The following is a 23,478-nucleotide window of genomic DNA, read 5'->3' as shown; positions in this document are numbered from 1 at the left end:
CGGCGGCGTCGGGATGTTCGTCCTGGCAGAGGTGTCCGCACCGGGGGATGTTCGCACCTCACACCATTAACGAAAGAATGAGTGACCCATGCAGTTCGGCATTTTCTCGGTCGGAGACGTGACGACCGACCCGACCAACAACCGCACTCCGTCGGAGCACGAACGGATCAAGGCGATGGTCGCCATCGCCCTCAAGGCGGAGGAGGTGGGCCTGGACGTCTTCGCGACCGGCGAGCACCACAACCCCCCGTTCGTACCGTCGTCCCCGACGACGATGCTCGGCTACATAGCCGCCCGTACCGAGAAGTTGGTCCTGTCCACCGCCACCACGCTGATCACCACCAACGACCCGGTGAAGATCGCCGAGGACTACGCGATGCTCCAGCACGTCGCGGACGGCCGGGTCGACCTGATGCTGGGCCGTGGAAACACCGGCCCCGTCTATCCCTGGTTCGGGCAGGACATCCGGCAGGGCATCAACCTCGCCAAGGAGAACTACGCGCTGCTGCGCCGGCTGTGGCGTGAGGACGTCGTGGACTGGGAGGGGAAGTTCCGTACGCCTCTGCAGGGCTTCACTTCCACGCCCCGTCCGCTGGACGGCGTACCGCCGTTCGTCTGGCACGGCTCGATCCGCTCGCCGGAGATCGCCGAGCAGGCCGCGTTCTACGGGGACGGCTTCTTCCACAACAACATCTTCTGGCCGGCCGAGCACACGAGGCGGATGGTCCAGCTGTACCGGCGGCGGTACGCCCACCACGGCCACGGCCGGCCCGAGGAGGCCATCGTCGGCCTCGGCGGGCAGGTGTTCATGCGGAAGAACTCGCAGGACGCCGTCCGGGAGTTCCGCCCCTACTTCGACAACGCGCCCGTCTACGGCCACGGGCCGTCGTTGGAGGAGTTCACCGAGCAGACCCCGCTGACGGTGGGCTCCCCGCAGCAGGTCATCGAGCGGACGCTGTCCTTCCGTGAGACCGTCGGCGACTACCAGCGGCAGCTGTTCCTGATGGACCACGCGGGTCTGCCGCTGAAGACCGTGCTGGAACAGCTCGACATACTCGGCGAGGAGGTCGTGCCCGTCCTGCGCAAGGAGTTCGCGGACGGCCGTCCCGCCGACGTGCCGGACGCGCCGACGCACCCGGCTCGGGTCGCCGCCGCCGGGTCCGCCCAGGGCGCTGAGTCCGCCAAGGGGGAGACCGCCGCATGAAGCTCGTCGCCGTGTCCGCGGGGTTGAGCACCCCGTCCTCCACCCGTCTGCTCGCGGACCGTCTCACCGAGTCGGCCCGCGACGAACTCGTCGCTCAGGGCCACGACGTGGAGACCGAAGCCATCGAGCTGCGCGAACTGGCCGTCGCCGTCGCCAACCACCTGGTGACCGGGTTTCCGCCGCCCCCTCTGGCCGCCGCGATCGACTCGGTGACGGGCGCCGGCGGCCTGATCGTGGTGACGCCCGTGTTCACCGCTTCCTACAGCGGACTGTTCAAGTCCTTCTTCGACCTGATCGATCCGGACGCCCTCACCGGCAAGCCGGTCCTGATCGCGGCGACGGGCGGGACGGCCCGCCACTCCCTGGTCCTGGAGCACGCTCTGCGCCCGCTGTTCTCCTATCTGCGCGCCGCAGTCGTCCCCACCGCGGTGTACGCGGCGTCCGAGGACTGGGGTTCCGGCGGCGACGAGTACACGGAGGGATTGCCCGTGCGCATCCGGCGGGCGGGGGGTGAGCTGGCCGCCTTGATGGCCGCTCGTCCGGCCGAGGCGGCTCCTGAGGACGACGTCACCGCACTCGAACGGCAACTGTCCGACCTGCGTTTCGACTGAGCCCATGCGTCGACCGGGCCCACGGCGAGCCGTCAGCGGTATGACCGAGGCGGACGACCGCCGTCGGGGCCCGGTCCAGCAGATCGACGTCCTGCTCCTGCAACGCGATCACCAGCGATGTCTCGGGCAGCGCTCGGTCCAGCGCGGCCAGCAGCGCCTTCGCGGTGGGGCGGTCCAGACCGGCGGTGGGTTCGTCGAGCAGCAGGACCGGAGGGCGCCTGAGCAGGGCGCGCGCGGTGGCGAGGCGCCTGCGCTGCCCCTGGGACAGCAGTCGCCCGCCGGGGCCCACCGAGGCGTCGAGCGGCAGGGCCGAGAGGCCGACCACGCCCAGTACGGCCCGTAGCGCGGCGGGGTCGGCCGAGGGAGCCGCCTGACGCAGATTGGCCGCCACCGTGTCGTCGGCGAGCCAGTCGTCGGCCTCCACGAGGGTGACCGTCTCGGCGACGGCCCGGGCGGGCAGCTCCTGCACCGGTGTCCCGTCGAGGAGCACCGTGCCGGCGGGAGCCGGCAGACGCCCGGCGAGCTGACCCAGCAGTGTCGACTTCCCACTGCCGTTGGGGCCGGTGACCAGCACCAGGCCAGGGCCTTGCAGGGTCGTGGTGAGCGTCGCCGACGAGCCGAGCAGCGGGAGGCGGGTCGCCTGCACGGAGCGGGCGGCCGGCCCGTACGGACCCAGGGGCTGCTCCTCGGCAGCGAGGGGCGCGAGGCGGTCCGCCGCGTCGTCGGCCTGCGCCAGGTGCTGCAGCAGCCGGGGCAGCCGCTCCAGCAGCTCCCATCCGGCGGCCAGCAGCAGCACCTCGCCCACCACGACGGCGACAGGCTGGGCCGGGACCGCGCGCAGGGCGAGCACCAGCACCGACGCCTGGCCCAGGGCGGCCAGAAGGCGCAGCACAAGGCGGCCCAGGCGTTCGGTTCGTGCGGCGGCCCACTCGGCGGACTCGGCAGCCGCCATGGCGGTCGTCACCGTCCGACGCGCCTGTGGCACCGCGTCCAGGCACCGCAGTTCGTTGAAGGCGGCCCGGCCGCCGAGCAGCACGGTACGGAGTGCGGCCCGGGCCTCGGCGGCGTCGGCCAGATGGGATCGCGCCCGGCGATGGGCTCGCCGGGCCCAGCCGAGGCCCGCCGCCCAGACGATCAGTTCGGCCGCCCCCAGCAGCGGCATCGCCCACCACAGCAGGATCTCCACCAGGGACGCGGTGGTGATCGCCGCGATCAACGGTGCGATGGCGTTCGCGGGCAGCCCCGCGACGGTCTCCACATCGACGGTGAGCCGGGTGAGCAGCGTTCCGTCGCGCTGTCCGCGCAAGGCGCGCGGAGTGAGCCGGGCGGCACCTCGGGCCAGCCGGCTGCGCAGGGACACCTGGGCGGACAACATCGTCCGGTGGGTGACCAGGCGCTCCAGGTACCGCAGACCGGTGCGGCTCAGGGCCAGCCCCCGAACCGCACCGGAGGGATACATCCAGGACCAGGTGGTGTTGGCCTGGAGCGTCACCACGGCGCAGGTCGTCAGGAACCACCCGGACACGCCCAGGAGCGCGGCGCCGGAGAGTTCGGCCGCGATGGCCAGCAGCAGGCCGGCCGACAGGGCACGGCGCGGCGCCGCCGTACGCAGCAGCCGCCAGGCGCTGTTCGATTTCATCGGGCTCTCCCGTGGTCCAGCGTGACGACCTGGTCCGCAAGGGCCGGCAGCGCGGGGCTGTGCGTGGCGAGCAGGACCGTTCGGTCGCGGGTCAGGGTGCGCAGCGCGGACATGACGCGCTGCTCCGCCTCCGGGTCGAGATGAGCGGTGGGCTCGTCCAGGCACAGCACAGGCGCGTCCCGCAGCAGCGCACGGACGAGGGCGAGTTGCTGCGACTGCCCGGAGGACAGGCCGGTGCCGCGCTCGCCCAGTGGTGTGTCCAGCCCCTGGGGCAGCGTGGCAAGGAGGTCGGTGAAGCCGAGCGAGGCGATGGCGCCCCGCAGGTCGTGGTCGCTCGCGGTGGGCCGGGCCAGGAGCAGGTTCTCGCGCAGGGTGCCGGGCAGCAGATGCGCCGGCTGGCCCACCCAGGCGACCCGGCCGGGATCGGCGGGCACGGGTCGGCCGTCGAGTACGTGTCGCACCTGACCGCCGTGCGGCGCGCACAGCCCGGCCGCCACGGCGAGCAGGGTGGACTTGCCGGCCCCGCTGGGGCCGGTGACGGCCAGGCATCGTCCCGGAGCGAGGTTCACGTCGACACCGTCCAACGCGGGGGCGCTGCGGCCTGGGTAGTGGACCGTGACGGCTTCCAGGCGCACCCCAGGTGGCGTCGCGGACGTCCGCGACGGTGGGGCGGCCGGCGCCGCGGCCTGGCGGTGGGCGTCCAGGACCGGGGCCCCGTCCAGGACCGGGGCCAGCAGGCCGGCGGCGGCGGTCGCCCGGGCGCGGGCGTGGTAGCCGGCGGCCAGGTCCCGGGCCGGCGCGAAGTAGGCGGGCACCAGGACCAGGACGAACAGCGCGTCGGACAGGCCCATATGGTCCGGCACGAGGGGCAGCCGCAGGTAGTCGAGGAGGGCCAGTCCGCAGTAGGTCGCGACGACGGCGAGTGTGCCGGTGATGAGCAGTTCGACCCACGCGGTGGACAGGAAGGCGATCCGCAGCACCTTCTCGGTGCGACCGGCGACCTCCCGGTCGTAGCGGGCCAGTGCGCCGGCCGCCTCGTCGTGCGCGCCGAGCCCGACCAGCGTGGGCAGGCCGCGCAGATGGTCCAGCAGCCGCGCCCGGTGGGTGCGGATGGCCGACAGCTGGGCGCGTACGGCGGTCTGCGTGCCCAGGCCGATGACCTTCAGGTTGGCCGGCAGCAGCGGAGTCGCGGCCAGGACGAGCAGGGCGACGAACCAGCTGCGCCAGGCGATCGCGGCGAGGGTGAGGCCGCTGCCGAGCAGCATGGTGGTCCGTGCCGGCAGATACTCGGTGAGCCAGTCGCTCAGCTCGTCGACCTCGCCGTCGACCGCCTGGGCCAGCGCCGCGTCGTCCACGTCGGACGGGGCCGGGCCGTGGGTCGGCAGCGCCGACTCGACGAGCCGGGCGCGCAGCGCCTCGCGCACGGCGCGGGCACCGCGGGCGGCGGCCGCCTCACCCGCGTACAGCAGTACGGCCCGCAGGCCGACGCCGGCCGCCGTCACCAGGGCGGGCACCAGTACGGCGGACACGGGGGCGCGGTGGAGCGCGCCCAAGCCGCGTTGGGCCGTCCACGCCAGCCCGCCGGCCCAGAGGACCGTGCCCAGCTGGGCAGCGCCGCGCAGAAGTCCCGCGCGGCGCAGTTCGGGTCGGCCCACGGCAGCCCACTCCCGTAGCCGCTCGGGCACCGGGTCTCCGGTGCGGCTCGCGGCCAGCTCGTCCAGCAGCACGGTCGGAGCGGTGCTCACGGGGTGCGCTCCGCCCCCGCGCCCGCCCCCGCCACCGCGTCCGCGCCCGTGTCCACGTCGAAGTATCCGGCCCGCCGGTCACGGCGGTCCCCGGCGACCCACGCGGCCAGCGCCGTGCCGGCGAGCACGGTGACGCCGATCGGGCCGATCCACTCGGCCACCCCGCCGAACACGTCCTGCGACAGGGCCGTCGCCACGATGCCGAGCACCACCAGCAGGGTGCGGCGGAGCACGGTCCGCACGGTGCCGGAGGGCGGGGGAGGGGCCGCGGGGGTGAGCGGCACGGCACGCGGCCGCGGGAGGGCGGGCTCCACCGGATCCGTGTACTTGCCGCGGAAGCTCCGCCAGGCGTACACGTTGTAGGCCAGGACGAACGGCATGCACAGCCCCACCCCCAGCACCAGGAAGAGCTGGGAGGAGTGCGGGCTCGCCGCCTGGTGGACCGTGAGTCCGGGCGGTACGACGACCGGGGCGGTGACCACCGCCAGGCCCAGCAGCCCCGCGGCCGTCATCGTGGCCACGGCGGCGAACGGCCGCCAGTCGGGACCGCGGCCGAAGCCGAACCACGCGACCGCGCCGGCGCCGACAGCGGCGACGACCGCGAGCCAGAACAGTACGGCCCGCACGGGTTCGCCCAGCGGTAGCTCCTGTGGGTCGGCGCCGGGCAGCAGCAGGCCGAGGACGACTGCCATCACCGCGGTGGCCGCCAGCAGCGACCGCCCGGTGCGGCGCGTCCGCGACCGCGACCAGCCCTCGGTCTTGTCCTGCAGCCAGGCGGCCCCGGCCAGCAGGTACAGGACGACCAGACCGAGCGCGCACAGCACGCTGTACGGGCTGAGCCAGTCGAAGGCCCCGCCCGTGAAGACTCCGCCCCGCTGCTGTGGCCCGGTGATCAGAGCGCCGAGCACAAGACCCTGGCAGACGGCCGCCGCGAGCGATGCCCCGCCGAACAGCAGGGCCCAGCCGCGCCGGTAGCCGCCGGCCGCGCTGTGCATCTCCAGGCCGAGCCCGCGCAGGATGATGGCGATCAGCATGCCGATCAGCGGCAGGTAGACGGCGGGCAGCAGCACGGAGTAGACGCCCGGCAGACCGGCCCACAGGACGACCCCGGCCAGGATGATCCAGCTCTCGTTGGCGTCCCAGGCGGTGGCGACGATCTCGCCGTACTCGCGTCGGCGCTCGGGTTCGGCAGCCAGACTGAGCATGCCCACCCCGAGGTCGTAACCGTCGAGGACGACGTACATGCCGAGCGAGAAGAGGACCAGGGAGTAAGCGGCGTACTCAAGCAACGAGGGCCTCCGATACATCGGGCGAGGCCGGTCCGGCGGGCAGCGCCTCGGGGCCGGCCTTGACCGTACGGACGATGTAGCGGGCCCAGATGGCCAGCAGAGCGACGTAGAGCAGGACGAAGCCCGTGAGCGTGGCGGCGACCTCGGGGACGCTGAGGTGGGAGACCGCGTCGGCGGTGCGCAACTGGCCGTACACCACCCAGGGCTGGCGGCCGGTCTCGGCGACGATCCAGCCGCCGGTGATGGCGATGATCCCGGCGGGGGTCATCCACACCATCCATCTGAGGAATCGCGGCGAGTCGAACAGGCGCCTTCGCATGCGCAGGACCACGCCCGCGAAGGCCGTCGCGAACATGAGCAGAGCGGTGAAGTACATGGCGCGGAAGCCGTAGAACGTGGTCCACATGTTGGGGCGTTCGTCGGGCGGGGTCTGGAGCAGCCCGGGCGTCGTCGTCTCGCCGCTGAGGTCCTGGGCGATGACCGAGCCGAGGTAGGGGATCTCGACGTGGAACCGGTTCTCGCCGTTGTCCGCGTCGGGGACGACGAGCAGGTTGTAGCCGTTGTTGTCGCTCTTCCAGTTGCCTTCGAACGCCTCCAGCTTGGGCAGCTGGTGCTGTCCCATGAAGACCGCCGTGCCGTCCCCCACGTACAGCTGGATCGGCATCAGCACACCGAGCACCCCGAGAGCGATGGACAGGCAGCGGCGGGCCATGGGCTGGGCGTGGACCCGGTTCTTCACCAGGTACCAGGCGGAGATCCCGCCGACGAACCAGGCGGCGCTGATCAGCACGGCCAGCAGCATGTGCGGGAAGCGGTGGGCGAAGGCCGGGTTGAGCAGGATGTCGGTCCAGTCCTCGGCGTGGAACTGGCCGTCGACCTTCCGGTAGCCGACCGGGTCCTGCATCCAGCTGTTGGCGGACAGGATCCAGGTGGTGGACAGCAGGGTTCCGAAGGCGACCATCCAGCTGGCGAGGACCATGGTGCGCGGGCGGATCCGCCCGTCCCCGTAGAGCATCAGGCCGATGAAGCCGGCTTCCAGGAAGAAGGCGGTGATCACTTCCATGCCGATGGTGACCCCGATGACCGGCCCGACCGCGTGGGCGTACGTGCCCCAGTTGAGGCCGAACTCGAAGGTCATCACCGTCCCCGCGACGACGCCCAGGCCGAAACCGACGGCGAAGATCTTCTTCCAGAACCGGAAGATCTGCAGGTACAGCGGATTCCCCGTGCGTACGTAGGCCGTGTACACGACGGCGAGGAGCACGGAGAGCCCGACGGTCAGCGCGGGGAAGGTCATATGGAAGATCGCGGTGATCGCGAACTGCCATCGGGACAGTTCTACGACGTCTGGCGAGGCCATGAGTACTCCCGGGGATTGGCGGTCCCGAACGGACGGATCAGCCGCGGATCAGACGCGGACCAGCGGGGTGTCGACCAGGTGTTCCGCCAGGAACCAGGACTGCAGTTCGCCGGTGCGGATGATCTGCGAGACCAGCAGGTCGTTGGTGCCGTCGTCGCCCAGCTCGGCGGCGCGGGCGGCCGCGTCATGGGCTTCCGTCAGGATGAGCTCATGCGCCTCGAGCAGCCGCGAGAGCATGGCCGGGACCTCCTCCACACCGTCCGGCGGCCGCGGAATCGACGTGATCTCGGCGACGTGCCGGGAATCGCCCACGGCGACGCCGCCCAGGGTCTGGACGCGCTCGGCGAGGGTGTCGACGAGTTCCAGCTGTTCTCCCGCGTGCTTGTCCAGGAGCAGGTGCAGCTGGTAGAAGGTCGCGCCTCGCATGATCCAGTGGTGCTTCTTGTAGAGGCCGTAAAGGATCTGGGTGTCAGCCAGCACCTTGTTCAGGCGCTGGGACGAGTACATGCGCGCCTCGTAGGACAGAGCGATGGGGAACTGCTTGACGGTCCCGAACTCCTGGATGACCGAGCCCTTTTGGTGCAGCCACGGCTGACTGCTCGTGGGTTTGGAGCCGGTGGTCATGAGGTGCCTCCTGCGATGCTGTGCTGAATCTGCGCGGTCGACCCTAGGAGCCGAATCCGGAGTCGCTTTGCCCGGGAGCGCACGCGCAGGTGTCCGTCAGCGCACCGAGCGTCCTGCCCGTCGAAGAAGTCGCCCCAGCGTGGCCAGGGCCGGTGCGCTGCGGGAACCGACCTCGTGCACGGACGGTCAAGCGCGGCACTTCCCCGCTCACTAACGTGATCGAGGCGCGAGGCGGACCCGCTGTGCTCTCACGCGGCGGTGTCCGCCACAATGCCGGAATCCGAGGAGTGGCATGGCCAAGCAGACCATCGCGGAACAGTACGTCGACCTGATGGCGCGCGCGGGTGTGCGCCGCCTCTACGGCGTGGTCGGGGACAGCCTGAATCCGGTCGTCGACGCGGTCAGACGGCACGACGCGGTGGAATGGGTCCAGGTCCGCCACGAGGAGGTCGCGGCGTTCGCCGCCGGCGCCGAGGCCCAGCTCACCGGCCGACTGGCGGCCTGCGCGGGCTCCTGCGGACCGGGTAACCTCCACCTGATCAACGGCCTGTACGACGCCCACCGCTCGATGGCGCCCGTCCTCGCCCTGGCCGCCCACATACCCAGCGGCGAGATCGGCACCGGTTACTTCCAGGAGACCCACCCCGACCGGCTGTTCGCGGAGTGCAGCCACTACTCGGAGCTGATCTCCTCACCCCGCCAGATGCCGCGCGTGGTGCAGACGGCGATCCAGCACGCCGTGGGCCGGCGCGGTGTCTCGGTCGTGGCCCTGTCCGGCGACACCGCCGCCGAGGACTCCCCGGACGCCGCGCCCGAACTCGCCATGCCCCTGGACCTGCCCGCCATCCGCCCGAGCGACCAGGAGCTCGCCCGGCTCACGGATCTGGTGGACGCCGCCGAACGCGTCATGGTGTTCTGCGGCCGGGGCGTCGCGGGCGCCCACGCCGAGGTGATGGCCTTCGCCGAGAAGGTGAAGGCACCGGTCGGGCACGCCCTGCGCGGCAAGGAGCACATCCAGTACGACAACCCGTACGACGTCGGCATGTCCGGCCTGCTCGGCTACGGAGCCGCGTACGACGCCATGCACGAGTGCGACCTGCTGCTGCTCCTGGGCACGGACTTCCCGTACACCGACTTCCTGCCCCGCCGTGTGCGGACCGTGCAGGTCGACGTGCAGCCCGAGCGGCTGGGGCGGCGCACCCAACTCGACTTCGCCGTCTGGGGAGACGTACGCGAGACCCTGCGCTGCCTCACCCCCGCCGTGCGGGAGAAGCCGTCGCGCCACTTCCTCGACCGCATGCTGGAACGGCACGAGCACGCACTCAAGAGCGCCGTGAACGCCTACACCCGCAACGTCGAGAAGCACACCCCGATCCACCCCGAGTACGTGGCCTCGGTGCTCGACGAAGAGGCCGCCGATGACGCCGTGTTCACCGTGGACACCGGCATGTGCTGTGTGTGGGCGGCGCGCTACCTGACGCCCAACGGCCGCCGCCGCATCCTCGGCTCGTTCGTCCACGGCTCGATGGCCAACGCGCTGCCCCAGGCCATCGGCGCCCAGTTCCTCGACCGCGGTCGGCAGGTCGTCTCCCTCTCCGGCGACGGCGGCTTCTCCATGCTCATGGGCGACTTCCTCACGCTCGTCCAGTACGGCCTGCCGGTCAAGGTGGTCGTCTTCAACAACTCCTCCCTCGGCATGGTCGACCTGGAGATGATGGTCGACGGCCTGCCCCCGTACGGCACGTCCTACCCGCACACCGACTTCGCGGCCATCGCCACGGCGGCCGGGGCGCTCGGCATCCGGGTGGAGAAGCCCGCAGGCGTACGCGACGCGCTGCGCGAGGCCTTCGCCCATGACGGACCCGTACTGGTAGACGTCGTCACCGACCCCGCCGCGCTGGCCGTCCCACCGAAGATCACCACCGAGCAGATCAGCGGCTTCGCCCTGTCCGCGAGCCGGACGGTGCTGAGCGGAGGTGTCGGCCGCATGGTCCACCTGGCCCGGGCCAACCTCCGTAACATTCCCCGCCCCTGACCCGGCTGACCCGGCGCGTTACCCGGACGTCACTCGATCCGACACCAAAGACCCCGACGCCGTGTCGAAGGCATGGGTCACCTCGGGCAGGGTCCCGGGGGCGAGCAGTTCACGAGCCCGCTCCTCGCGGCGGCGGTCGGTGGCCGTCAGACGGACGTGGTGCTGGGCGAGGTGTTCCGCCCAGGAGGAGACCAGGTACGTCTCGACAAAGCGTTCCGGGTCGTTGCCGTCCTGATAGAGGCCCCAGGTGAGGGCCCCCGTGCGGCGCCTGGACCGGGCGACATGGCGCATACGGTCGGTGAACTCGGCGTGGTTGTCCGCCGGGATCCGGTAGACGACGGTGACCAGGACCGGGCCGTCGGCCTCTCCCGGCTCGAATACCAGGGGAGGAGTGGGCCAGTGGTCGGACGTCGAGGGGTTGATCCACTCGGCGTCGTGCAGCGGCCACCGGCGCACGCTCGCGGCGCTGAGCAGCATCACGGCCCCGGCGATCAGCAGAGAGGCGCTGAGCCCGAGCCACTCGGCGACCGCACCCCATACAGGTGCCGCCAGCGCCTGACCGCCCTGGAAGACCAAGAGGTAGACGGCGAGTCCACGAGCCCGGACCCAGCCGGGGAGCCGCGCCTGCACGGCCGCGTTGAGCGTGGACAGCGCCGCGATCCAGGCGAGTCCCGCGGGCAGCAGAGCGAGTGCCACAAGCCACGGGGCGCGCACCGTGGCCAGCACCGCCAGCACCGCGGCGAACACCACGGCGCCGGCGGTGAGCGTGCCGTTGGCACCCAGCACGCGACGCACCCACGGCAGTGCGAAGGCCCCCGCCACCGCCCCCACGCCCACCGCCGCGAGCAGCAGCCCGTATCCGCCCGAGCCCAGGCCGAGGGAGCGGTTCGCGGTCAGGGGCAGCAGTGCCCACAGGGCGGCGCCCCCAGGGATGAACAGGAGCGTACGCAAGAGGACCCGGCGCACACCGGGCGCGTTCCACACATAGCGCCGACCGGCGTGCAGCGCGGCCAGCAGCCCTTCGTTCCCCGCCGCGGGGGCGGCCGTGCTCGGGCGCCGCCACACCATGAGGACGGCCGCGATGCCCAGATAGGAGGCCGTGTTGAAGGCGAAGACCCATCCCGCACCCGCCGCCGCGACGACCGCCCCGCCCAGTGCCGGACCGACCGCGCGGGCCAGGTTCATGTTCACTGCGCCCAGCGCCGCCGCCTGACCGAGCTGCCGGCGTTCCACGAGCTCCGGCTGGATCGCCTGCCAGGCCGGGCCCATCAGCGCGGTGCCGCACCCCAGGAGGAAGGTCAGGACGAGCAGCGTTGTCGGCGTCAGGGCGTCCGTGAACGCCAGCACGGTCAGCACACCCGACACCGCGAGCATCGCGAACTGCGCGGCCAGCAGCACCAAGCGCCGGTCGAGCCGGTCGGCGACCACACCGGAGGGCAGGGCCAGCAGCACGACGGGAAGGCTGGAGGCGGTCTGCATGAGCGTCACCAGCGCGGCACCGTCCCCGACCAGCAGCCACTGGCCGCCCACCGTCTGCATCCAGCTGCCGATGTTCGAGACCAACTGGGCGATCCACAGCGCCCGGAAGACGCGCGCCGCGAGCGGCGCCCACGGCGAGTCGGATTCGGCGGGTGCTGGTGATGATGACGGTGCTGTGCTCATACTCGTCCAGACCGGGCGCTCAGGCGTGGCGACGGGCCGGATGGGCCGGGGCCGCCCGCCCCATGGGTGTAGTCCCTCGTGACAGTAGGGGCCCCGCCGCCAGGTTCTTGACCGAGAGCGCACGGGACGTGGCCCGGTAGCGCAGCGGCCCGGCTCGGTCTGCTGATGGGCTGTGGTCAGACCACGTATTCCAGACCACGTATTCATGGGTTCCCGGGCCCACGGCGTGCGCCGTGCCGTCCGGAAGACGGATGTCCGCCGTGGAGTTCGGCGGCACGGTGACCGTCAGGTGGACGGCCTCCGCCGAGCGCGTCCAGCCGCTGGCCACGGTGCCGTAGAGGCCCGTGTAGGCCGCCAGCGCGTGCGTGAGGGTGCCACCGGGAACGGGCGCGATGGAGAAGTGGTTCTCGCCGGCCACGCGGATGCCGGCGACGGAGTCGAACAGCCACTGGCAGACAGCACCAGGGGAGTAGTGGTTGTGGCTCTCCTTGCCTTCCCAGCCCTCCCAGACGGCCGTGGCGCCGGCTTTGACCTCGGCGAACCAGCTCGGGAACTCGCCGGTCTCGTCGAGGATCTCGCCCAGTCGTGCCGCAGGGTGAGCCGCTGGCCCGGACGGCCGGAGACGGTGAGGCCGACGAACCCGGCGAGATTCTGCCCGAAGTCGAGCACGCGTTTGCCGCTCGGGGTGGTCAGCAACCGCGCGGGGAACCGCTGGTGCTGGGTCGGCACCACGTTGTCCGGCGCGGTAGGGGCCATCGTCTCGGTGATCACCCGCCCCCCGAAGTAGCTCGGCGACAGCCGGGCGTCATACACCTCACCCGACGGAGCCTGCGGCACCGATCGGGGTCATTCGGGCATGTCGTGCGCGCGATCAGTTGAGGAACTTGTCGGCCAGAAGGCTTGCGATGGCCCAGTCCTGCATGGCGACGCCAACGCTTTTGAACACCGTGCGCTCGCCTCGATTGACAGAGGCAGACGCAGGGGCAGGGGCAGGGGCGGAGGCGGAGGTCAGGGCGGCGCCCAGTTCGGTGAGGTCGTTGCGGGCGATGGCACGGGTCCGTAGGGCGTGGATGATCTCACCGGACTCCTCGAGGATGGCGTCGAGTTCGTCGATGATCACGGTGCTGTCGGCCAGCAGTCCGTCCGGCAGTTCGCGCATGGTGGGGCGGAAGGAGCCGATGGCGTTGATGTGCACCCGGGCGGGCAGGGCGGAGGCAGGGAAGAGCGGGGTGGCCGCGGTGGTGGCGCAGCACACGATATGGGCGTCGCTGACGGCGGAGGCCGGATCGGTGGCGGTGCGGATCTCGGTGCAGTCCAGTTCGGCCCGCAGGGCGCCGGCCAGTGCCTCGGCGCGCTCGGCCGTCGTGCCGACGATGGTGAGGTGGCGCAACGGGCGGACGGTGTGCACGGCGCGGACCTGATCGGTGGCCTGGCCACCGGCGCCGATCAGGGTGAGCCGGTCGGCGTCGGGGGCGGCGAGGAGGTCGGTGGCGACCCCGACCGCCGCGCCCGTGCGCAGAGTGGTGACGGCGCCGGCGTCGGCGATCAGGTGGTCGAGCCGGTCCAAGGCGCTCCACACGACGGTGCCGGTGATGGCGGGCACGCGGTTGAAGTTCAGGCTCAGGGTCTTGACCATGGCGGACTCGGTCGGCCGGTGGTGGGCCGACATCACGAGGAACTGGCCGTCCCGCAGCGCGGTGCGCGTGGGCATCTCGAACTCCCCGCCCGCCAGGCCGACGAAGCCGCGGCGCACGGCGTCGATCGCCTCGCGCATCGACACGGCTTCCCGGACCTCGCGCTCGCTGAGGCTGATGGTCTTCATGGAACTCCGTCCCTCAAGGATCTCCACATACACGTCGAGCAGGCCGAAACCTCAGTAAGAGTCGGCGGGTTATGGCCTGCCCGAGCCGTACGAAGCGGTGGATCCGGCCGACGGCTCGGGCGAACAGTGCCACGCCGACCAGGGTCAGGACAACGACGGCCGGAGTGAGCCGCGGTGTCCGGGACCGCTCCCGGACACCGTTCGGTGAGGGAGGGCAGATGCCTCTGAGGTCCCGCCTGCGGGTGACAATTCCCTCCGGGGAATGGCCTGGGGCCCTGCGTCGCCGTTACAACAGGCCCGTGGACTTCCCTCGTGCGCTTCGCGAACGTCGTACCCGCCGCCACCTCAGCCAGCTCGACCTGGCGCTGCGGGCAGGCACCACCCAGCGGTATCTCAGCTTCGTCGAATCCGGCAGGTCCGTCCCCGGCCGGAACATGGTCGTGCGCCTGGCCGAGTCGCTGGAACTGCCGTTGCGGGAGCGCAACGAACTGCTGCTGGCCGCCGGGTACGCGCCCGCCTACCCCGAGAGCTCACTCGACGATCCGGTGCTGGCTCCCGTGCGCACGGCAATCGACCACATCCTCAGCGGGCATCTGCCGTATCCGGCGCTGGTTGTGGACCGGTGCGGCGGGCTGATCGCCGCGAACACCGCATTCGACCTGATCACCGAGGGTGCGGCCGCTGAGCTCGTGGGCCCGGGCACGAACATCTACCGCCTTGCGCTGCACCCCGACGGCCTGGCTCCCCGCATCCTCAACCTCGCCGAATGGGCGCGACACATCCTGGCACGCCTCGGTCACCTGGAGGAGTTGCGCGCCGAGCTCACCGGGTACGTCCCCGAGTTGGAGCCGTCCGCCGGAACGCTGGGTTTCGCGGTTCCGCTCCGCCTGCGGTCCTCGTACGGTGAGCTGCGTCTGATGACGACGGTGACGACCTTCGCCACCGCCGTCGACGTGACACTTGCCGAGCTCAAACTGGAGGCGTTCCTGCCGGCCGACCCGGCGACAGCCGAGGCTCTCTCGGCCGCCGCCGGGCCCATGGCCTCTGCTGCCGCGGGTCAGGCCCCCGGGAACATGTAGTCGGCCTTGATCCGGCCGTCGTCGTCGAGCACCAGAATTTCCAGGCCCCCACCCACAACGTCGTCGGTTTCGGCGGACACCGCCTCCCAGCCGAACTTGACGAGGCCGTGGAGGCGTACCGCATCGGCCCGTGCCCGGAAGGTGAATCCCTTCTTCTCGACGAACCGCTCGTAGCTTCGCGCCACTCGGGTCTCGATGGCGTCGTACCCCTGAGCCTCCAGGGCCGTGTGGTCGAAGCCAAGGTCCGCGGCGATCTCCCGAATCTCCGTGGGCGGCTGAAGGATGTGAGCGCCGTCCTCGGCCCACAACTGCTCGATGGCCGCGCGGCGTCCGGCGGCGTCCGGCACTGTCCACTGAGCCATGTAGCGGTCGGCCAGGTGCTGCGGGTCGATCTCGATCATGTACATCTCCTTGCCGGTCAGATCGCTTCGGACCAGATCCTGCGGCGCGCGGCGGAGACCGACAATTCCCCGTGGGGAATGGGCTCTCGCGCTCCAGCCGCGCCGGGAGTCGTCGGGATTCGCCGGTCCCGGGCCGTGGGTATGTGTTTCAGGAAGACCGCGCACCAGGCACCGCCGCCTGCCTCGTCGCTCACTCCGCTCCACGTGTCACCGTCGTGCACCGCCGCCGTACGCCATGCCACGCCACGGAGGAGATGTCCATGCGCCGTAGCTCCCGCCCTCTGGCCGCCGTGATCGCGTTCCTCACCTTCCTCGGCTTGCTGCTCCCCGCCACCGCCGCCGGGGCCGCGCCGGCGGGCGGGGCCGACCCGTTGCCGTCCGTCGTGCCACGTCCGCAGACGATGGCCCGGCTGGGCCCGGACGTCACGGTGCCCGCCGTGGTGCGCGTGGTCTACGGCGACGAAGTGGACCGGCCCACGCGCGAGCTCGTCGCCTCCGTACTGCGCCGGGCGGGGGCAAAGCGCCTGCGGGGCGGCTCCGGGCCGGGGCTGACGGTGACCGTGGGGCGGCTTGCCGACGCCCGGGTCGCGGAGGCGCTGAGGGCCGCCGGGGGCCGGGTGCCCGAGGAACTGCCCGCGGAGGGGTACGCGCTGGCCGCGAGCGGTACCGCGGTGGCACTCGCGGGCGCAGACGCCGACGGGACGTACTACGCGGCGCAGACGTTGCGTCAGCTGGTCACCGGCGTCCGGAAGATCGCCTCGGTGTCGATCGTGGATCATCCGCTGATGCCGCTGCGCGGGGTGATCGAGGGGTTCTACGGAAGCCCGTGGACCCACGCCGAGCGCATGGACCAGCTGGCGTTCTACGGGGACGTCAAGATGAACACGTATGTCTACGCGCCCAAGGACGACCCGTACCACCGGGAGAAGTGGCGTGAGCCGTACCCGGCCGACAAGCTCGCCCAGCTCGGCGAGCTCGTCCGGCAGGCCGCCGACCACCATGTGCGGTTCACCTTCGCGCTCTCCCCTGGTACCTCCCTGTGCTACAGCGATCCCGCCGACTTCAGGGCGCTTCAGGCGAAGCTGGGCGCGATGTACGACCTCGGGGTGCGCAGCTTCTCGGTGCCGCTGGACGACATCAGCTACACCCGGTGGAACTGCGCTGCCGACCGCGCCGCCTACGGCGAGCCCTCGCAGCGGACCGCGGCCCAGGCGCAGGCCGATCTGCTGAACCGGGTGCAGAAGGAGTTCCTGGACGCCCGTGAGGGCACCTCGCCGCTCCAGACGGTGCCGACCGAGTACGGCGACGTCACCGACACCGCGTACAAGCGGACCCTGCGCGAGCGGCTGGACGCGCGGGTCGAGGTCATGTGGACCGGCACCGAGGTGGTGCCGCCGCGGATCACCGTGGCCGACGCCGCGCGGGCCGCCGCCGTCTGGGGGCGCAAGGTGTTCGTCTGGGACAACTACCCGGTCAACGACTACGGCCAGGCCGAGGGCCGGCTGCTGCTCGCCCCGTACGATGCCCGTGAGCCCGGTCTGCACCAGCAGCTCTCCGGTCTGGTCCTCAACCCGATGAATCAGGCCGCCGCCAGCAAGGTCGCCCTGTTCGGCGGGGCGGACTTCGCCTGGAACGACACCGGGTACGACCCGGACCGCACCTGGCGGGCCGCCGCCGCATACCTGGCCGGGGACAATCCGGACGCGGCCACCGTGCCCGCGCTGCTGTCCTTCTTCGACACCCAGCACCTCGCGCCCACCTTCGGCGCCGAACCCTGGCAGCCCCAGGCGCCCGAACTGGCCGCCGGGCTGGCACGGTTCCGTACCGACTGGGACGCCGGACGGCAGCGGGCGGCGCTGGAGGCCCTGCGCCCCACCGCGGCGCTGCTGGCCACCGCGTCGGCCACCATCAGGGCGGGCGTGGCCGACCGCGGCTTCGTGGCGGACTGCGCGCCGTGGCTGGACGCGCTGGCGCTGTGGGGCCGCGCGTTCGAACGCACCCTGGACGCGCTGGGCGCCCGGCTCGACGGCGACACCCAGCAGGCCGAGCAGTGGTTCGCCGAGGCGTCGTCGCTGGCCGGGCAGGCCGGGCGGATCCGCACGATCCCGGGCGAGACCCGCCCCGAGGGCCCGGTCCGCGTCGCCGACGGAGTGCTCGACACCTTCCTGGCGGCGGCGCCCGGACTCGGCGGAGCGGGAGCGCACGCCGCGTAGCGGTGGCGGGTTCAAGCGGGAAGCGGGCAATGCGTCAGGGCTGTTCAGGAGATAAAGCCGTTTGTCATCGGCGGAAATACAGACCGGATATCGGGAACCATCGCCTTGTCGCGAACGACCTATGAGGTGTGGAGCCCTCGTTTCCCGCTCCATCACCTCGATCCTGACCTGGGGTCTTCTGAGGAAGTCGGTTCGAATCGCAGGTTAGTTCCGCTGTGAGGGGCGGGAAATCCGCGCGCCGTTGTGGCTATATCGTGGTTCGCCCCGGGCACTTCGTACGCCGAGGTGATCAGGCGTACCCGAATTCCCGGCGAATTCCCTACTCTGCCCACAGTGGAGCGGCGATGATTTCCCATTCGGCCGGCCAGGCCCGGCCCTCACCCCACCCCGTCGGCGAACGCCTGCGGCTCGCCTGGCCGGTCGCGGGGTTCGTCGCGCTGCTGGCCCTGCTGTTCACGCTGGCGTACGCGGTGGGTGGGCTCGTTGGTCCGGTGGCCCCCGGGATGCGGCCCGCGGGCGGTGGCGGGCAGGGGACCAGCGGGCCCGCCGATCCCGGTGATCCCGCCGATCCCGCCAATTCCGGTGACATGGGTGGCATGCACGGCATGGGCGTTCCCGGCATGGGCGCTTCCGGCGCGGGCGCCGGGCAGAGCGGGAGCCGGTGATGGCGAGTCATCCGTTGCCCACCGCCTCCCCCTCCCTTCCGGGGGAGCCGGTGTCCACCGTCCTGGTGGTGTCAGGCATGACGTGTGCCGCGTGTGTGGGCCGGGTCGAGAGGAAGCTCGGCCGCCTCGAAGGGGTGAGCGCCACGGTGAACCTCGCCACCGGCCGGGCCACGGTCTCCCACCCTGCCTCGGCGTCCGTCGCCGACCTCGTGGGGGTGGTCGAGGCCGCCGGATACCGGGCGCGACCCGCCGAACCCCCGGCCGGCCCCGGCGGGATGCCGGACACCGTGCGGTCGGGCCCGAGCCGGGAGCCGGGCGACGGGCGGCAGGGGAGTGGCGAGGCGGATGAGCGTCAGGAGCGCGACCGGCTTCTGATCACCACGCTGCTGGCCGTCCCGGTGCTGGCGCTGTCGATGGTGCCCGGGTGGCAGTTCCGCAACTGGCAGTGGCTGTGCTTCGTGCTGGCCGCGCCGGTCGCCGTCTGGGGAGCGTGGCCCTTCCATCAGCGGGCGCTGCGCGGGCTGCGTCACGGCACGGCGACGATGGACACCCTCGTCTCCCTCGGTGTCGCGGTTTCCTTCGTCTGGTCCTCGTACGCGCTGTTCCTCGGGGGCGCGGGTGTGCCGGGGATGACCATGCCGCTGTCGTTGCTGCCTTCCGCGAGTGGCGAAGTGGCCCACGTGTACCTGGAAGTGGTCGTCGGCGTCCCGTTGTTCGTCCTGGCGGGGCGGCGGCTGGAGACCAGGGCCCGCCGGGGTACGGGGTCGGCGCTGCGTTCCCTGGCGGAGCTCGCCGCGAAGGATGTGACCGTGCGGCGCGGGGGCGTGGAGCGCCGGGTGCCGGTGGCTGAGCTGGCGGTCGGCGATGTGTTCCTGGTCCGGCCGGGGGAACGGGTGGCCACCGACGGTACGGTCGTCGAGGGCGGCTCGGCCCTGGACCTCTCCCTGGTCACCGGGGAGAGCCACCCGGTCGAGGTCGGGCCCGGTTCGCCGGTGATCGGCGGCGCGGTGAACTCCGGCGGCCTGCTGGAGGTACGGGCGGACGCCGTGGGGACCGACACCCAACTCGCCCGGATCACCCGGCTGGTGGAGGACGCGCAGACCGGCAAGGCGGCCGTCCAGCGGCTCGCCGACTCCGTCGCCGCCGTCTTCGTTCCCGCCGTGATGTCCGTCTCCGTGACGGTGCTCGGCTTCTGGCTCGGGGCCGGAGCCGACCCGCAGGCCGCGATCACCGCGGCGGTCGCCGTCCTGGTCGTCGCCTGCCCCTGCGCCCTGGGCCTGGCCACCCCCACCGCGCTGCTGGCCGCCACGGGACGGGGCGCGCGGCTCGGCATCCTGGTCAGCGGGGTTCAGGCGCTGGAACGGCTGAGAAACATCGACACCGTGGTCCTGGACAAGACCGGAACGCTCACCACCGGCCGGATGAGCGTCATCGCTGTCACCGTGCCCGCCGATGCCGATGCCGATGCCGATGCCGATGCCGATGCCGATGCGCATGCCGATAAAGATGCCGCGGGCGAGGTGCTGCGCCTGGCGGCCGTGGTCGAGCAAGGGTCCGATCATCCGCTGGCCCGCGCCATCGTCACCCATGCCCGCGGCCAGGGGGACGGACGCCCGCTGCCCCGGCCGGTCCGTTTCGCCGCCGTCCCCGGCCTGGGGGTGAGCGGCCTGGTGGACGGCGAGGAGGTGGCCGTGACCCGGCCCGGAGAGCTGAGCGGGATCCCGGGTGATCTGCGGGAGGCGGTCCGCGCGGCCGAGACCGCAGGCCACACCGCGGTACTGGTCCGCGTGGGGGATGTCCCACGAGCGGTCATCTCCGTGGGTGACACCCTGCGCTCCGACGCCTACCGCGCGGTCGAGCACCTTCGCCGACTGGGGCTGCGCACCGTACTCGCCTCCGGGGACCGGGAGGCGACCGTACGGGCCGTCGCCGGACAGTTGGGGATCACCGAGGTCCACGCGGAAGCGCTGCCCGAGGACAAGGCCGCGCTCGTGGCCACGCTCCAGGGCCGCGGCAGCCGGGTGGCGGTCGTCGGTGACGGCGTCAACGACGCCGCCGCGCTGGCCGCCGCCGACCTGGGCATCGCCATGGCCGGCGGGACCGACGCCGCCATCGGCGCCGCCGACGTCACGCTCGTCCGCGAGGACATCCAGGCCATCCCCGACGCCGTGCGCCTGGCCCGGCACACCCTGGCCACCATCCGCGCCAACCTCGTATGGGCCTTCGGCTACAACCTCGTCACCCTGCCGCTGGCCGCGGTCGGCCGGCTCAATCCGATGGTCGCGGCCGCGGCCATGTCGGCCAGCTCGCTGTTGGTCGTGGGCAACAGCCTGCGCCTGCGGACCTGGCACCCAGCCCGGCCGTACCGCCCCGGCCACCGCTCCGGGCGGGCCCGTACCGCGACCTCATGGGAGGGGACACCGTGATGGGCCGACCCGCTGACGGCATACGGGTCCCCGCGCCCGGCACGGACCGTACCCCCTGGTGGCGTACCCCTTGGTGGCCGCTGCGCGCGGCGGCGGTCCCGCTGCTGGCCTGCCTGCTGACCCTCGGCACGCTCGTCGCGTGGACCACCACAGGCAGGGCGGGTACCCCCGCTGTGCTGAGCGTCCGCGACGGACGCGTCTTCGTACCGCAGAACCCCGAGGCCACGGCGGCCTTCTTCACCATCGTCAACAGCGGAGGCAGCGAGGACCGGCTGATCGGTGTCACGGCACCGGCCGGAGGGCGCGCCATGCTGAGCCGGCGGGTCGTGACCGGCAAGGGCATGCACGGTATGGACATGGTCTCCGCCGTCACCGTGCCGGCGGGCGGGACCCTTCGCATGACCGCGAACACCGTGGATGTGATGATCAAACCGCCGCCCCGGATCGCTCCGGGCGACCGGCTCACCTTCACGCTCCACTTCCGCGACAGCCCCCCGGTCACCACCCGGGCCCTGGCGGTACGCCCCGGCCGGTGATCGGGGCGTACCGCCACAGCGCCGGGGTCGTCCGGTATGGCGTTGTCCGGTGTGGCGGGGTCAGCGGGCGGTGAACGCCTCACGGCCGGCTCTGGGCGTGCTGAGGAAGACGGGGTCGGTGCTGGACATGCCGTCCGCCAGGATGCGCGCCGAGGCCGCGTCGATGCCGGTGAGGGTAGCGGGGGCGACGGCGGGGAAGTAGGTGTGGCACATGCGGCCGTGGGTGTAGTGGGCGTCGGCGCTGTGGGCGATGCCCCGGCCGGGGTGGAGTTCACGGGCGACGAAGAGGGCTTCGAGGTTGGCGATCGTGCCGCTGGTGGTGAGGTGGCCGAGCCGAGCGTGGTCGGAGCGAAGGGGGCACCGACCGGGCCCGAAGGGCTGCGGGGGAGGGTGTCGTAGCCGAACATGGCGGCGAGTCGGGCGACGATTTCGCGCTCCATCGCCGCGGTGGCGGGGCCGCAGTCCAGGGCGTGGTTGTTGGGGTTGATCAGCATGGCGGTGAGGTAGCCGACCACCGCGGCGGGGCGTGGGGCTTGAGCATCTGGCCCGCGTAGCGCGGATGGAAGAAGGGGTAGTTGTCCTTCAGCCTCCCGGTGAACTCTTCGAAGGCCGACGCGAAGCGGTCGTCGTCCACCTGGAGGGACGGGTGGGGCTGGTAGGGGCCCAAGGTGTCGGCGCAGTCCTGTATCGCGTGGGTGGCTCGGCCGAGCCAGTGCTGCAGATCCACTGATCTCCCTCTCGCTCTCGCTCGCCGGTCTGCACTCCACTCTAGAATTCGGCTTTCGGTCTGCTGATCAGGAGCACCACCCGCCTGATCGACCGCATGGAGCAGTCCGGCCTGGTCCGCCGCATGCCGTCCCGCGGGGACCGGCGGGTGGCCCTTCAGAGCCGTCTCGCCAGCCCAACGGGCTTTAGAAGGCAAGGAGTTGAGTGTGGGCACACAGGGCGCGCGGGGCACACAGGGCGCGCAGGACACGCAGGACACGGCCAAGAGGCTGCGGGCGATCAGCGACGAGCTGTCGGACCGTTTCTACGAGCGGGCTGACGTGGTGCGGACGCTGGTGGTGACGCTGCTGGCCGGGCAGCACTCGCTGGTGCTCGGCCCGCCCGGAACGGCGAAGTCCGAGATGGCCCGGGAACTCACGGGCAGGGTCGAGGGCGCGGCCTACTGGGAGATCCTTCTGTCGAAGTTCACCGCGCCGACGCGGATGTTCGGTCCCATCGACGTCGCCGCGCTGGCCCGGGGTGAGTACCGCCAGGTCTACGACGGCCGCGCCACGACCGCGCATGTCGCGTTCATCGACGAGATCTTCAAATGCTCCACGGCGGCGCTGAACGAGACGTTGGGCTACCTCAACGAGCGGATCTACCACCCCGAGAGCGGCGGCGAGCCGATCCGCTGCCCCCTGATCGGGGCCATCACGGCGAGCAACGAACTGCCCGGCGAAGAGGACGCGGCCGCGATCTACGACCGGCTGCTGGTGCGGATCGAGGTCGGGTATCTGGAAGACCCCTCGAACTTCGCCGCGCTGGTCCGCTCCGCGGTCAGCCGCCCGGCGGCACCGACACGGACCACGGTCGAGCTGGCCGCGTTGCAGCACGCCGTGACCGAAGCCGTCCCGGCCGTGGACGTCCCCGATGCGATCGTGGACGCGGTGTGTACGCTGCGGGCGGCCCTGCGCCGCAAGGAGCTCGTCGCTTCCGACCGCCGCTGGCGGCAGGCGGTGGGCCTGCTCCAGGCGTCCGCGTACCTCGACGGCCGCCCGGCGGTCGCCGAGACCGACCTGTCGGTGCTGACTCATGTGCTGTGGGACTCGCCCGCGGAACGCCCGACCGTCGAGCGCGAGGTGCTGCAACTCGTCAACCCCGACGCCGGGGAGGCGCTCGACCTGGCCGATGCCATCGAGGAACTGGAGGCCCAACTCGACGCCATGGCCGGACAGTCCCGCGAGGCGTTGAGCGAATGGGTCATCAAGAAGGCCCACAACAAGCTTGCCATGGCGGGGAAGCGGCTGGAGAAGCTGCGCGAGGAGGCGGCGAGCGCCGGACGCTCCACCGCCGCCATCGACCGAGTCACCGGCCGCCAGCGCGCCGTCCGCGCCCGCGTCCTCACCGAGGCCCTCGGCGTGGACGCGAGCATGGTGCAGGCCCAGCTCTGAACACCGGC

21 protein-coding genes and 2 pseudogenes are annotated in these 23,478 nt (G+C 71.9%); 10 read left to right on the top strand and 13 right to left on the bottom strand.

Annotated features, from left to right (window positions below; translation table 11 throughout):
* Positions 1 to 88 precede the first annotated feature (88 nt).
* Both ACFV2X_RS00480 and ACFV2X_RS00475 read left to right on the top strand, forming a co-directional pair.
* Entirely contained in the window at positions 89 to 1,204 is a 1,116-nt protein-coding gene (locus tag ACFV2X_RS00480; RefSeq protein WP_385609609.1) for an LLM class flavin-dependent oxidoreductase, read from the top strand.
* Positions 1,201 to 1,815 carry an FMN reductase gene (locus ACFV2X_RS00475; RefSeq protein ID WP_385609608.1) on the top strand — a complete coding sequence of 205 codons (615 nt, stop codon included), beginning with the start codon at positions 1,201 to 1,203 and terminating at the stop codon, positions 1,813 to 1,815. Before ACFV2X_RS00480 ends, ACFV2X_RS00475 begins: the two co-directional genes overlap by 4 nt.
* Here the strand turns inward: ACFV2X_RS00475 and ACFV2X_RS00470 are convergent.
* From ACFV2X_RS00470 to ACFV2X_RS00450, 5 genes are read right to left on the bottom strand one after another with little or no spacing between them, the layout of a single operon-like run.
* Positions 1,772 to 3,454 carry an ATP-binding cassette domain-containing protein gene (locus tag ACFV2X_RS00470; protein ID WP_385609607.1) on the bottom strand — a complete coding sequence of 561 codons (1,683 nt, stop codon included), beginning with the start codon at positions 3,452 to 3,454 and terminating at the stop codon, positions 1,772 to 1,774. The genes ACFV2X_RS00475 and ACFV2X_RS00470 overlap by 44 nt on opposite strands.
* The gene (locus tag ACFV2X_RS00465; protein WP_385609605.1) at positions 3,451 to 5,199 is read right to left on the bottom strand and encodes an ABC transporter ATP-binding protein/permease; all 1,749 of its coding nucleotides are present in this window, start codon (positions 5,197 to 5,199) and stop codon (positions 3,451 to 3,453) included. Before ACFV2X_RS00465 ends, ACFV2X_RS00470 begins: the two co-directional genes overlap by 4 nt.
* Positions 5,196 to 6,488: a cytochrome d ubiquinol oxidase subunit II gene (locus ACFV2X_RS00460; RefSeq protein WP_385609604.1), complete on the bottom strand. Its 1,293-nt coding sequence runs from the start codon at positions 6,486 to 6,488 to the stop codon at positions 5,196 to 5,198. Before ACFV2X_RS00460 ends, ACFV2X_RS00465 begins: the two co-directional genes overlap by 4 nt.
* Complete coding sequence (locus tag ACFV2X_RS00455; RefSeq protein ID WP_385609603.1) at positions 6,481 to 7,848, bottom strand: cytochrome ubiquinol oxidase subunit I; 1,368 nt, start codon at positions 7,846 to 7,848, stop codon at positions 6,481 to 6,483. Before ACFV2X_RS00455 ends, ACFV2X_RS00460 begins: the two co-directional genes overlap by 8 nt.
* A gap of 48 nt (positions 7,849 to 7,896) precedes the next feature.
* The gene (locus ACFV2X_RS00450) at positions 7,897 to 8,472 is read right to left on the bottom strand and encodes a Dps family protein (protein WP_385609602.1); all 576 of its coding nucleotides are present in this window, start codon (positions 8,470 to 8,472) and stop codon (positions 7,897 to 7,899) included.
* Positions 8,473 to 8,764: 292 nt separating this feature from the next.
* Here ACFV2X_RS00450 and ACFV2X_RS00445 point away from each other — a divergent pair, with 292 nt between their 5' ends.
* Entirely contained in the window at positions 8,765 to 10,507 is a 1,743-nt protein-coding gene (locus tag ACFV2X_RS00445) for a pyruvate dehydrogenase (RefSeq protein WP_385609601.1), read from the top strand.
* A gap of 18 nt (positions 10,508 to 10,525) precedes the next feature.
* Here ACFV2X_RS00445 and ACFV2X_RS00440 read toward each other — a convergent pair whose 3' ends face one another.
* The 5 genes and pseudogenes from ACFV2X_RS00440 to ACFV2X_RS00420 form a co-directional block, all read right to left on the bottom strand.
* A complete protein-coding gene (locus ACFV2X_RS00440; RefSeq protein ID WP_385609600.1) occupies positions 10,526 to 12,169 on the bottom strand; it encodes an MFS transporter in 1,644 nt (547 codons plus the stop codon).
* A gap of 19 nt (positions 12,170 to 12,188) precedes the next feature.
* Positions 12,189 to 12,587, bottom strand: coding sequence for an alpha-L-rhamnosidase C-terminal domain-containing protein (locus ACFV2X_RS00435; protein WP_385609598.1), 399 nt, complete (start codon positions 12,585 to 12,587; stop codon positions 12,189 to 12,191).
* Between the two features lie 24 nt (positions 12,588 to 12,611).
* Positions 12,612 to 12,743: pseudogene (locus ACFV2X_RS00430) on the bottom strand (hypothetical protein); the annotation flags it as partial.
* 23 nt (positions 12,744 to 12,766) lie between these two features.
* Positions 12,767 to 12,925, bottom strand: a pseudogene (locus ACFV2X_RS00425) (family 78 glycoside hydrolase catalytic domain); the annotation flags it as partial.
* A gap of 115 nt (positions 12,926 to 13,040) precedes the next feature.
* The gene (locus tag ACFV2X_RS00420) at positions 13,041 to 13,991 is read right to left on the bottom strand and encodes an ornithine cyclodeaminase family protein (RefSeq protein ID WP_385609597.1); all 951 of its coding nucleotides are present in this window, start codon (positions 13,989 to 13,991) and stop codon (positions 13,041 to 13,043) included.
* Positions 13,992 to 14,290: 299 nt separating this feature from the next.
* On the opposite strand from ACFV2X_RS00420, the gene ACFV2X_RS00415 reads away from it, so the two are divergent.
* A complete protein-coding gene (locus ACFV2X_RS00415) occupies positions 14,291 to 15,070 on the top strand; it encodes a helix-turn-helix domain-containing protein (protein ID WP_385609595.1) in 780 nt (259 codons plus the stop codon).
* Here the strand turns inward: ACFV2X_RS00415 and ACFV2X_RS00410 are convergent.
* The gene (locus ACFV2X_RS00410) at positions 15,049 to 15,471 is read right to left on the bottom strand and encodes a hypothetical protein (protein WP_385609593.1); all 423 of its coding nucleotides are present in this window, start codon (positions 15,469 to 15,471) and stop codon (positions 15,049 to 15,051) included. The genes ACFV2X_RS00415 and ACFV2X_RS00410 overlap by 22 nt on opposite strands.
* Before the next feature lie 260 nt (positions 15,472 to 15,731).
* Here ACFV2X_RS00410 and ACFV2X_RS00405 point away from each other — a divergent pair, with 260 nt between their 5' ends.
* The 4 genes from ACFV2X_RS00405 (at position 15,732) to ACFV2X_RS00390 (ending at position 21,311) form a co-directional block, all read left to right on the top strand.
* Positions 15,732 to 17,684 (top strand): beta-N-acetylglucosaminidase domain-containing protein, encoded by a 1,953-nt coding sequence (locus ACFV2X_RS00405; protein WP_385609592.1) that lies wholly within the window; start codon positions 15,732 to 15,734, stop codon positions 17,682 to 17,684.
* Between the two features lie 344 nt (positions 17,685 to 18,028).
* Positions 18,029 to 18,349 (top strand): hypothetical protein, encoded by a 321-nt coding sequence (locus tag ACFV2X_RS00400; protein WP_385609591.1) that lies wholly within the window; start codon positions 18,029 to 18,031, stop codon positions 18,347 to 18,349.
* The gene (locus tag ACFV2X_RS00395; protein ID WP_385609590.1) at positions 18,349 to 20,775 is read left to right on the top strand and encodes a heavy metal translocating P-type ATPase; all 2,427 of its coding nucleotides are present in this window, start codon (positions 18,349 to 18,351) and stop codon (positions 20,773 to 20,775) included. Before ACFV2X_RS00400 ends, ACFV2X_RS00395 begins: the two co-directional genes overlap by 1 nt.
* A complete protein-coding gene (locus ACFV2X_RS00390) occupies positions 20,775 to 21,311 on the top strand; it encodes a copper chaperone PCu(A)C (protein WP_385609589.1) in 537 nt (178 codons plus the stop codon). Before ACFV2X_RS00395 ends, ACFV2X_RS00390 begins: the two co-directional genes overlap by 1 nt.
* 60 nt (positions 21,312 to 21,371) lie before the next feature.
* Here the strand turns inward: ACFV2X_RS00390 and ACFV2X_RS00385 are convergent, their stop codons facing one another.
* Together ACFV2X_RS00385 and ACFV2X_RS00380 are read right to left on the bottom strand one after the other, a co-directional pair.
* Entirely contained in the window at positions 21,372 to 21,524 is a 153-nt protein-coding gene (locus ACFV2X_RS00385) for a hypothetical protein (RefSeq protein WP_385609587.1), read from the bottom strand.
* 274 nt (positions 21,525 to 21,798) lie between these two features.
* Complete coding sequence (locus ACFV2X_RS00380) at positions 21,799 to 22,038, bottom strand: hypothetical protein (RefSeq protein WP_385609585.1); 240 nt, start codon at positions 22,036 to 22,038, stop codon at positions 21,799 to 21,801.
* Positions 22,039 to 22,098: 60 nt separating this feature from the next.
* On the opposite strand from ACFV2X_RS00380, the gene ACFV2X_RS00375 reads away from it, so the two are divergent.
* Both ACFV2X_RS00375 and ACFV2X_RS00370 read left to right on the top strand, forming a co-directional pair.
* Positions 22,099 to 22,356 carry a MarR family transcriptional regulator gene (locus ACFV2X_RS00375; RefSeq protein ID WP_385610344.1) on the top strand — a complete coding sequence of 86 codons (258 nt, stop codon included), beginning with the start codon at positions 22,099 to 22,101 and terminating at the stop codon, positions 22,354 to 22,356.
* Positions 22,244 to 23,470 (top strand): AAA family ATPase, encoded by a 1,227-nt coding sequence (locus tag ACFV2X_RS00370; RefSeq protein WP_385609583.1) that lies wholly within the window; start codon positions 22,244 to 22,246, stop codon positions 23,468 to 23,470. The genes ACFV2X_RS00375 and ACFV2X_RS00370 overlap by 113 nt, the downstream gene beginning before the upstream one ends.
* Positions 23,471 to 23,478: the final 8 nt, after the last annotated feature.

Origin of the sequence: Streptomyces sp. NPDC059679 (genome assembly GCF_042734105.1) — a bacterium.
In the GTDB taxonomy this organism is placed as follows: domain Bacteria; phylum Actinomycetota; class Actinomycetes; order Streptomycetales; family Streptomycetaceae; genus Streptomyces.
This window is presented reverse-complemented; position numbering and strand designations above follow the sequence as displayed.

Coding starts and splice junctions, on each gene's coding strand:
- ACFV2X_RS00445 (WP_385609601.1), top strand. CDS start 8,765: ATGGCCAAGCAGACCATCGCGGAACAGTACGTCGACCTGATGGCGCGC.
- ACFV2X_RS00450 (WP_385609602.1), bottom strand. CDS start 8,472: ATGACCACCGGCTCCAAACCCACGAGCAGTCAGCCGTGGCTGCACCAA.
- ACFV2X_RS00405 (WP_385609592.1), top strand. CDS start 15,732: ATGCGCCGTAGCTCCCGCCCTCTGGCCGCCGTGATCGCGTTCCTCACC.
- ACFV2X_RS00395 (WP_385609590.1), top strand. CDS start 18,349: ATGGCGAGTCATCCGTTGCCCACCGCCTCCCCCTCCCTTCCGGGGGAG.
- ACFV2X_RS00385 (WP_385609587.1), bottom strand. CDS start 21,524: ATGTGCCACACCTACTTCCCCGCCGTCGCCCCCGCTACCCTCACCGGC.
- ACFV2X_RS00390 (WP_385609589.1), top strand. CDS start 20,775: ATGGGCCGACCCGCTGACGGCATACGGGTCCCCGCGCCCGGCACGGAC.
- ACFV2X_RS00455 (WP_385609603.1), bottom strand. CDS start 7,848: ATGGCCTCGCCAGACGTCGTAGAACTGTCCCGATGGCAGTTCGCGATC.
- ACFV2X_RS00440 (WP_385609600.1), bottom strand. CDS start 12,169: ATGAGCACAGCACCGTCATCATCACCAGCACCCGCCGAATCCGACTCG.
- ACFV2X_RS00475 (WP_385609608.1), top strand. CDS start 1,201: ATGAAGCTCGTCGCCGTGTCCGCGGGGTTGAGCACCCCGTCCTCCACC.
- ACFV2X_RS00420 (WP_385609597.1), bottom strand. CDS start 13,991: ATGAAGACCATCAGCCTCAGCGAGCGCGAGGTCCGGGAAGCCGTGTCG.
- ACFV2X_RS00410 (WP_385609593.1), bottom strand. CDS start 15,471: ATGATCGAGATCGACCCGCAGCACCTGGCCGACCGCTACATGGCTCAG.
- ACFV2X_RS00400 (WP_385609591.1), top strand. CDS start 18,029: ATGATTTCCCATTCGGCCGGCCAGGCCCGGCCCTCACCCCACCCCGTC.
- ACFV2X_RS00480 (WP_385609609.1), top strand. CDS start 89: ATGCAGTTCGGCATTTTCTCGGTCGGAGACGTGACGACCGACCCGACC.
- ACFV2X_RS00470 (WP_385609607.1), bottom strand. CDS start 3,454: ATGAAATCGAACAGCGCCTGGCGGCTGCTGCGTACGGCGGCGCCGCGC.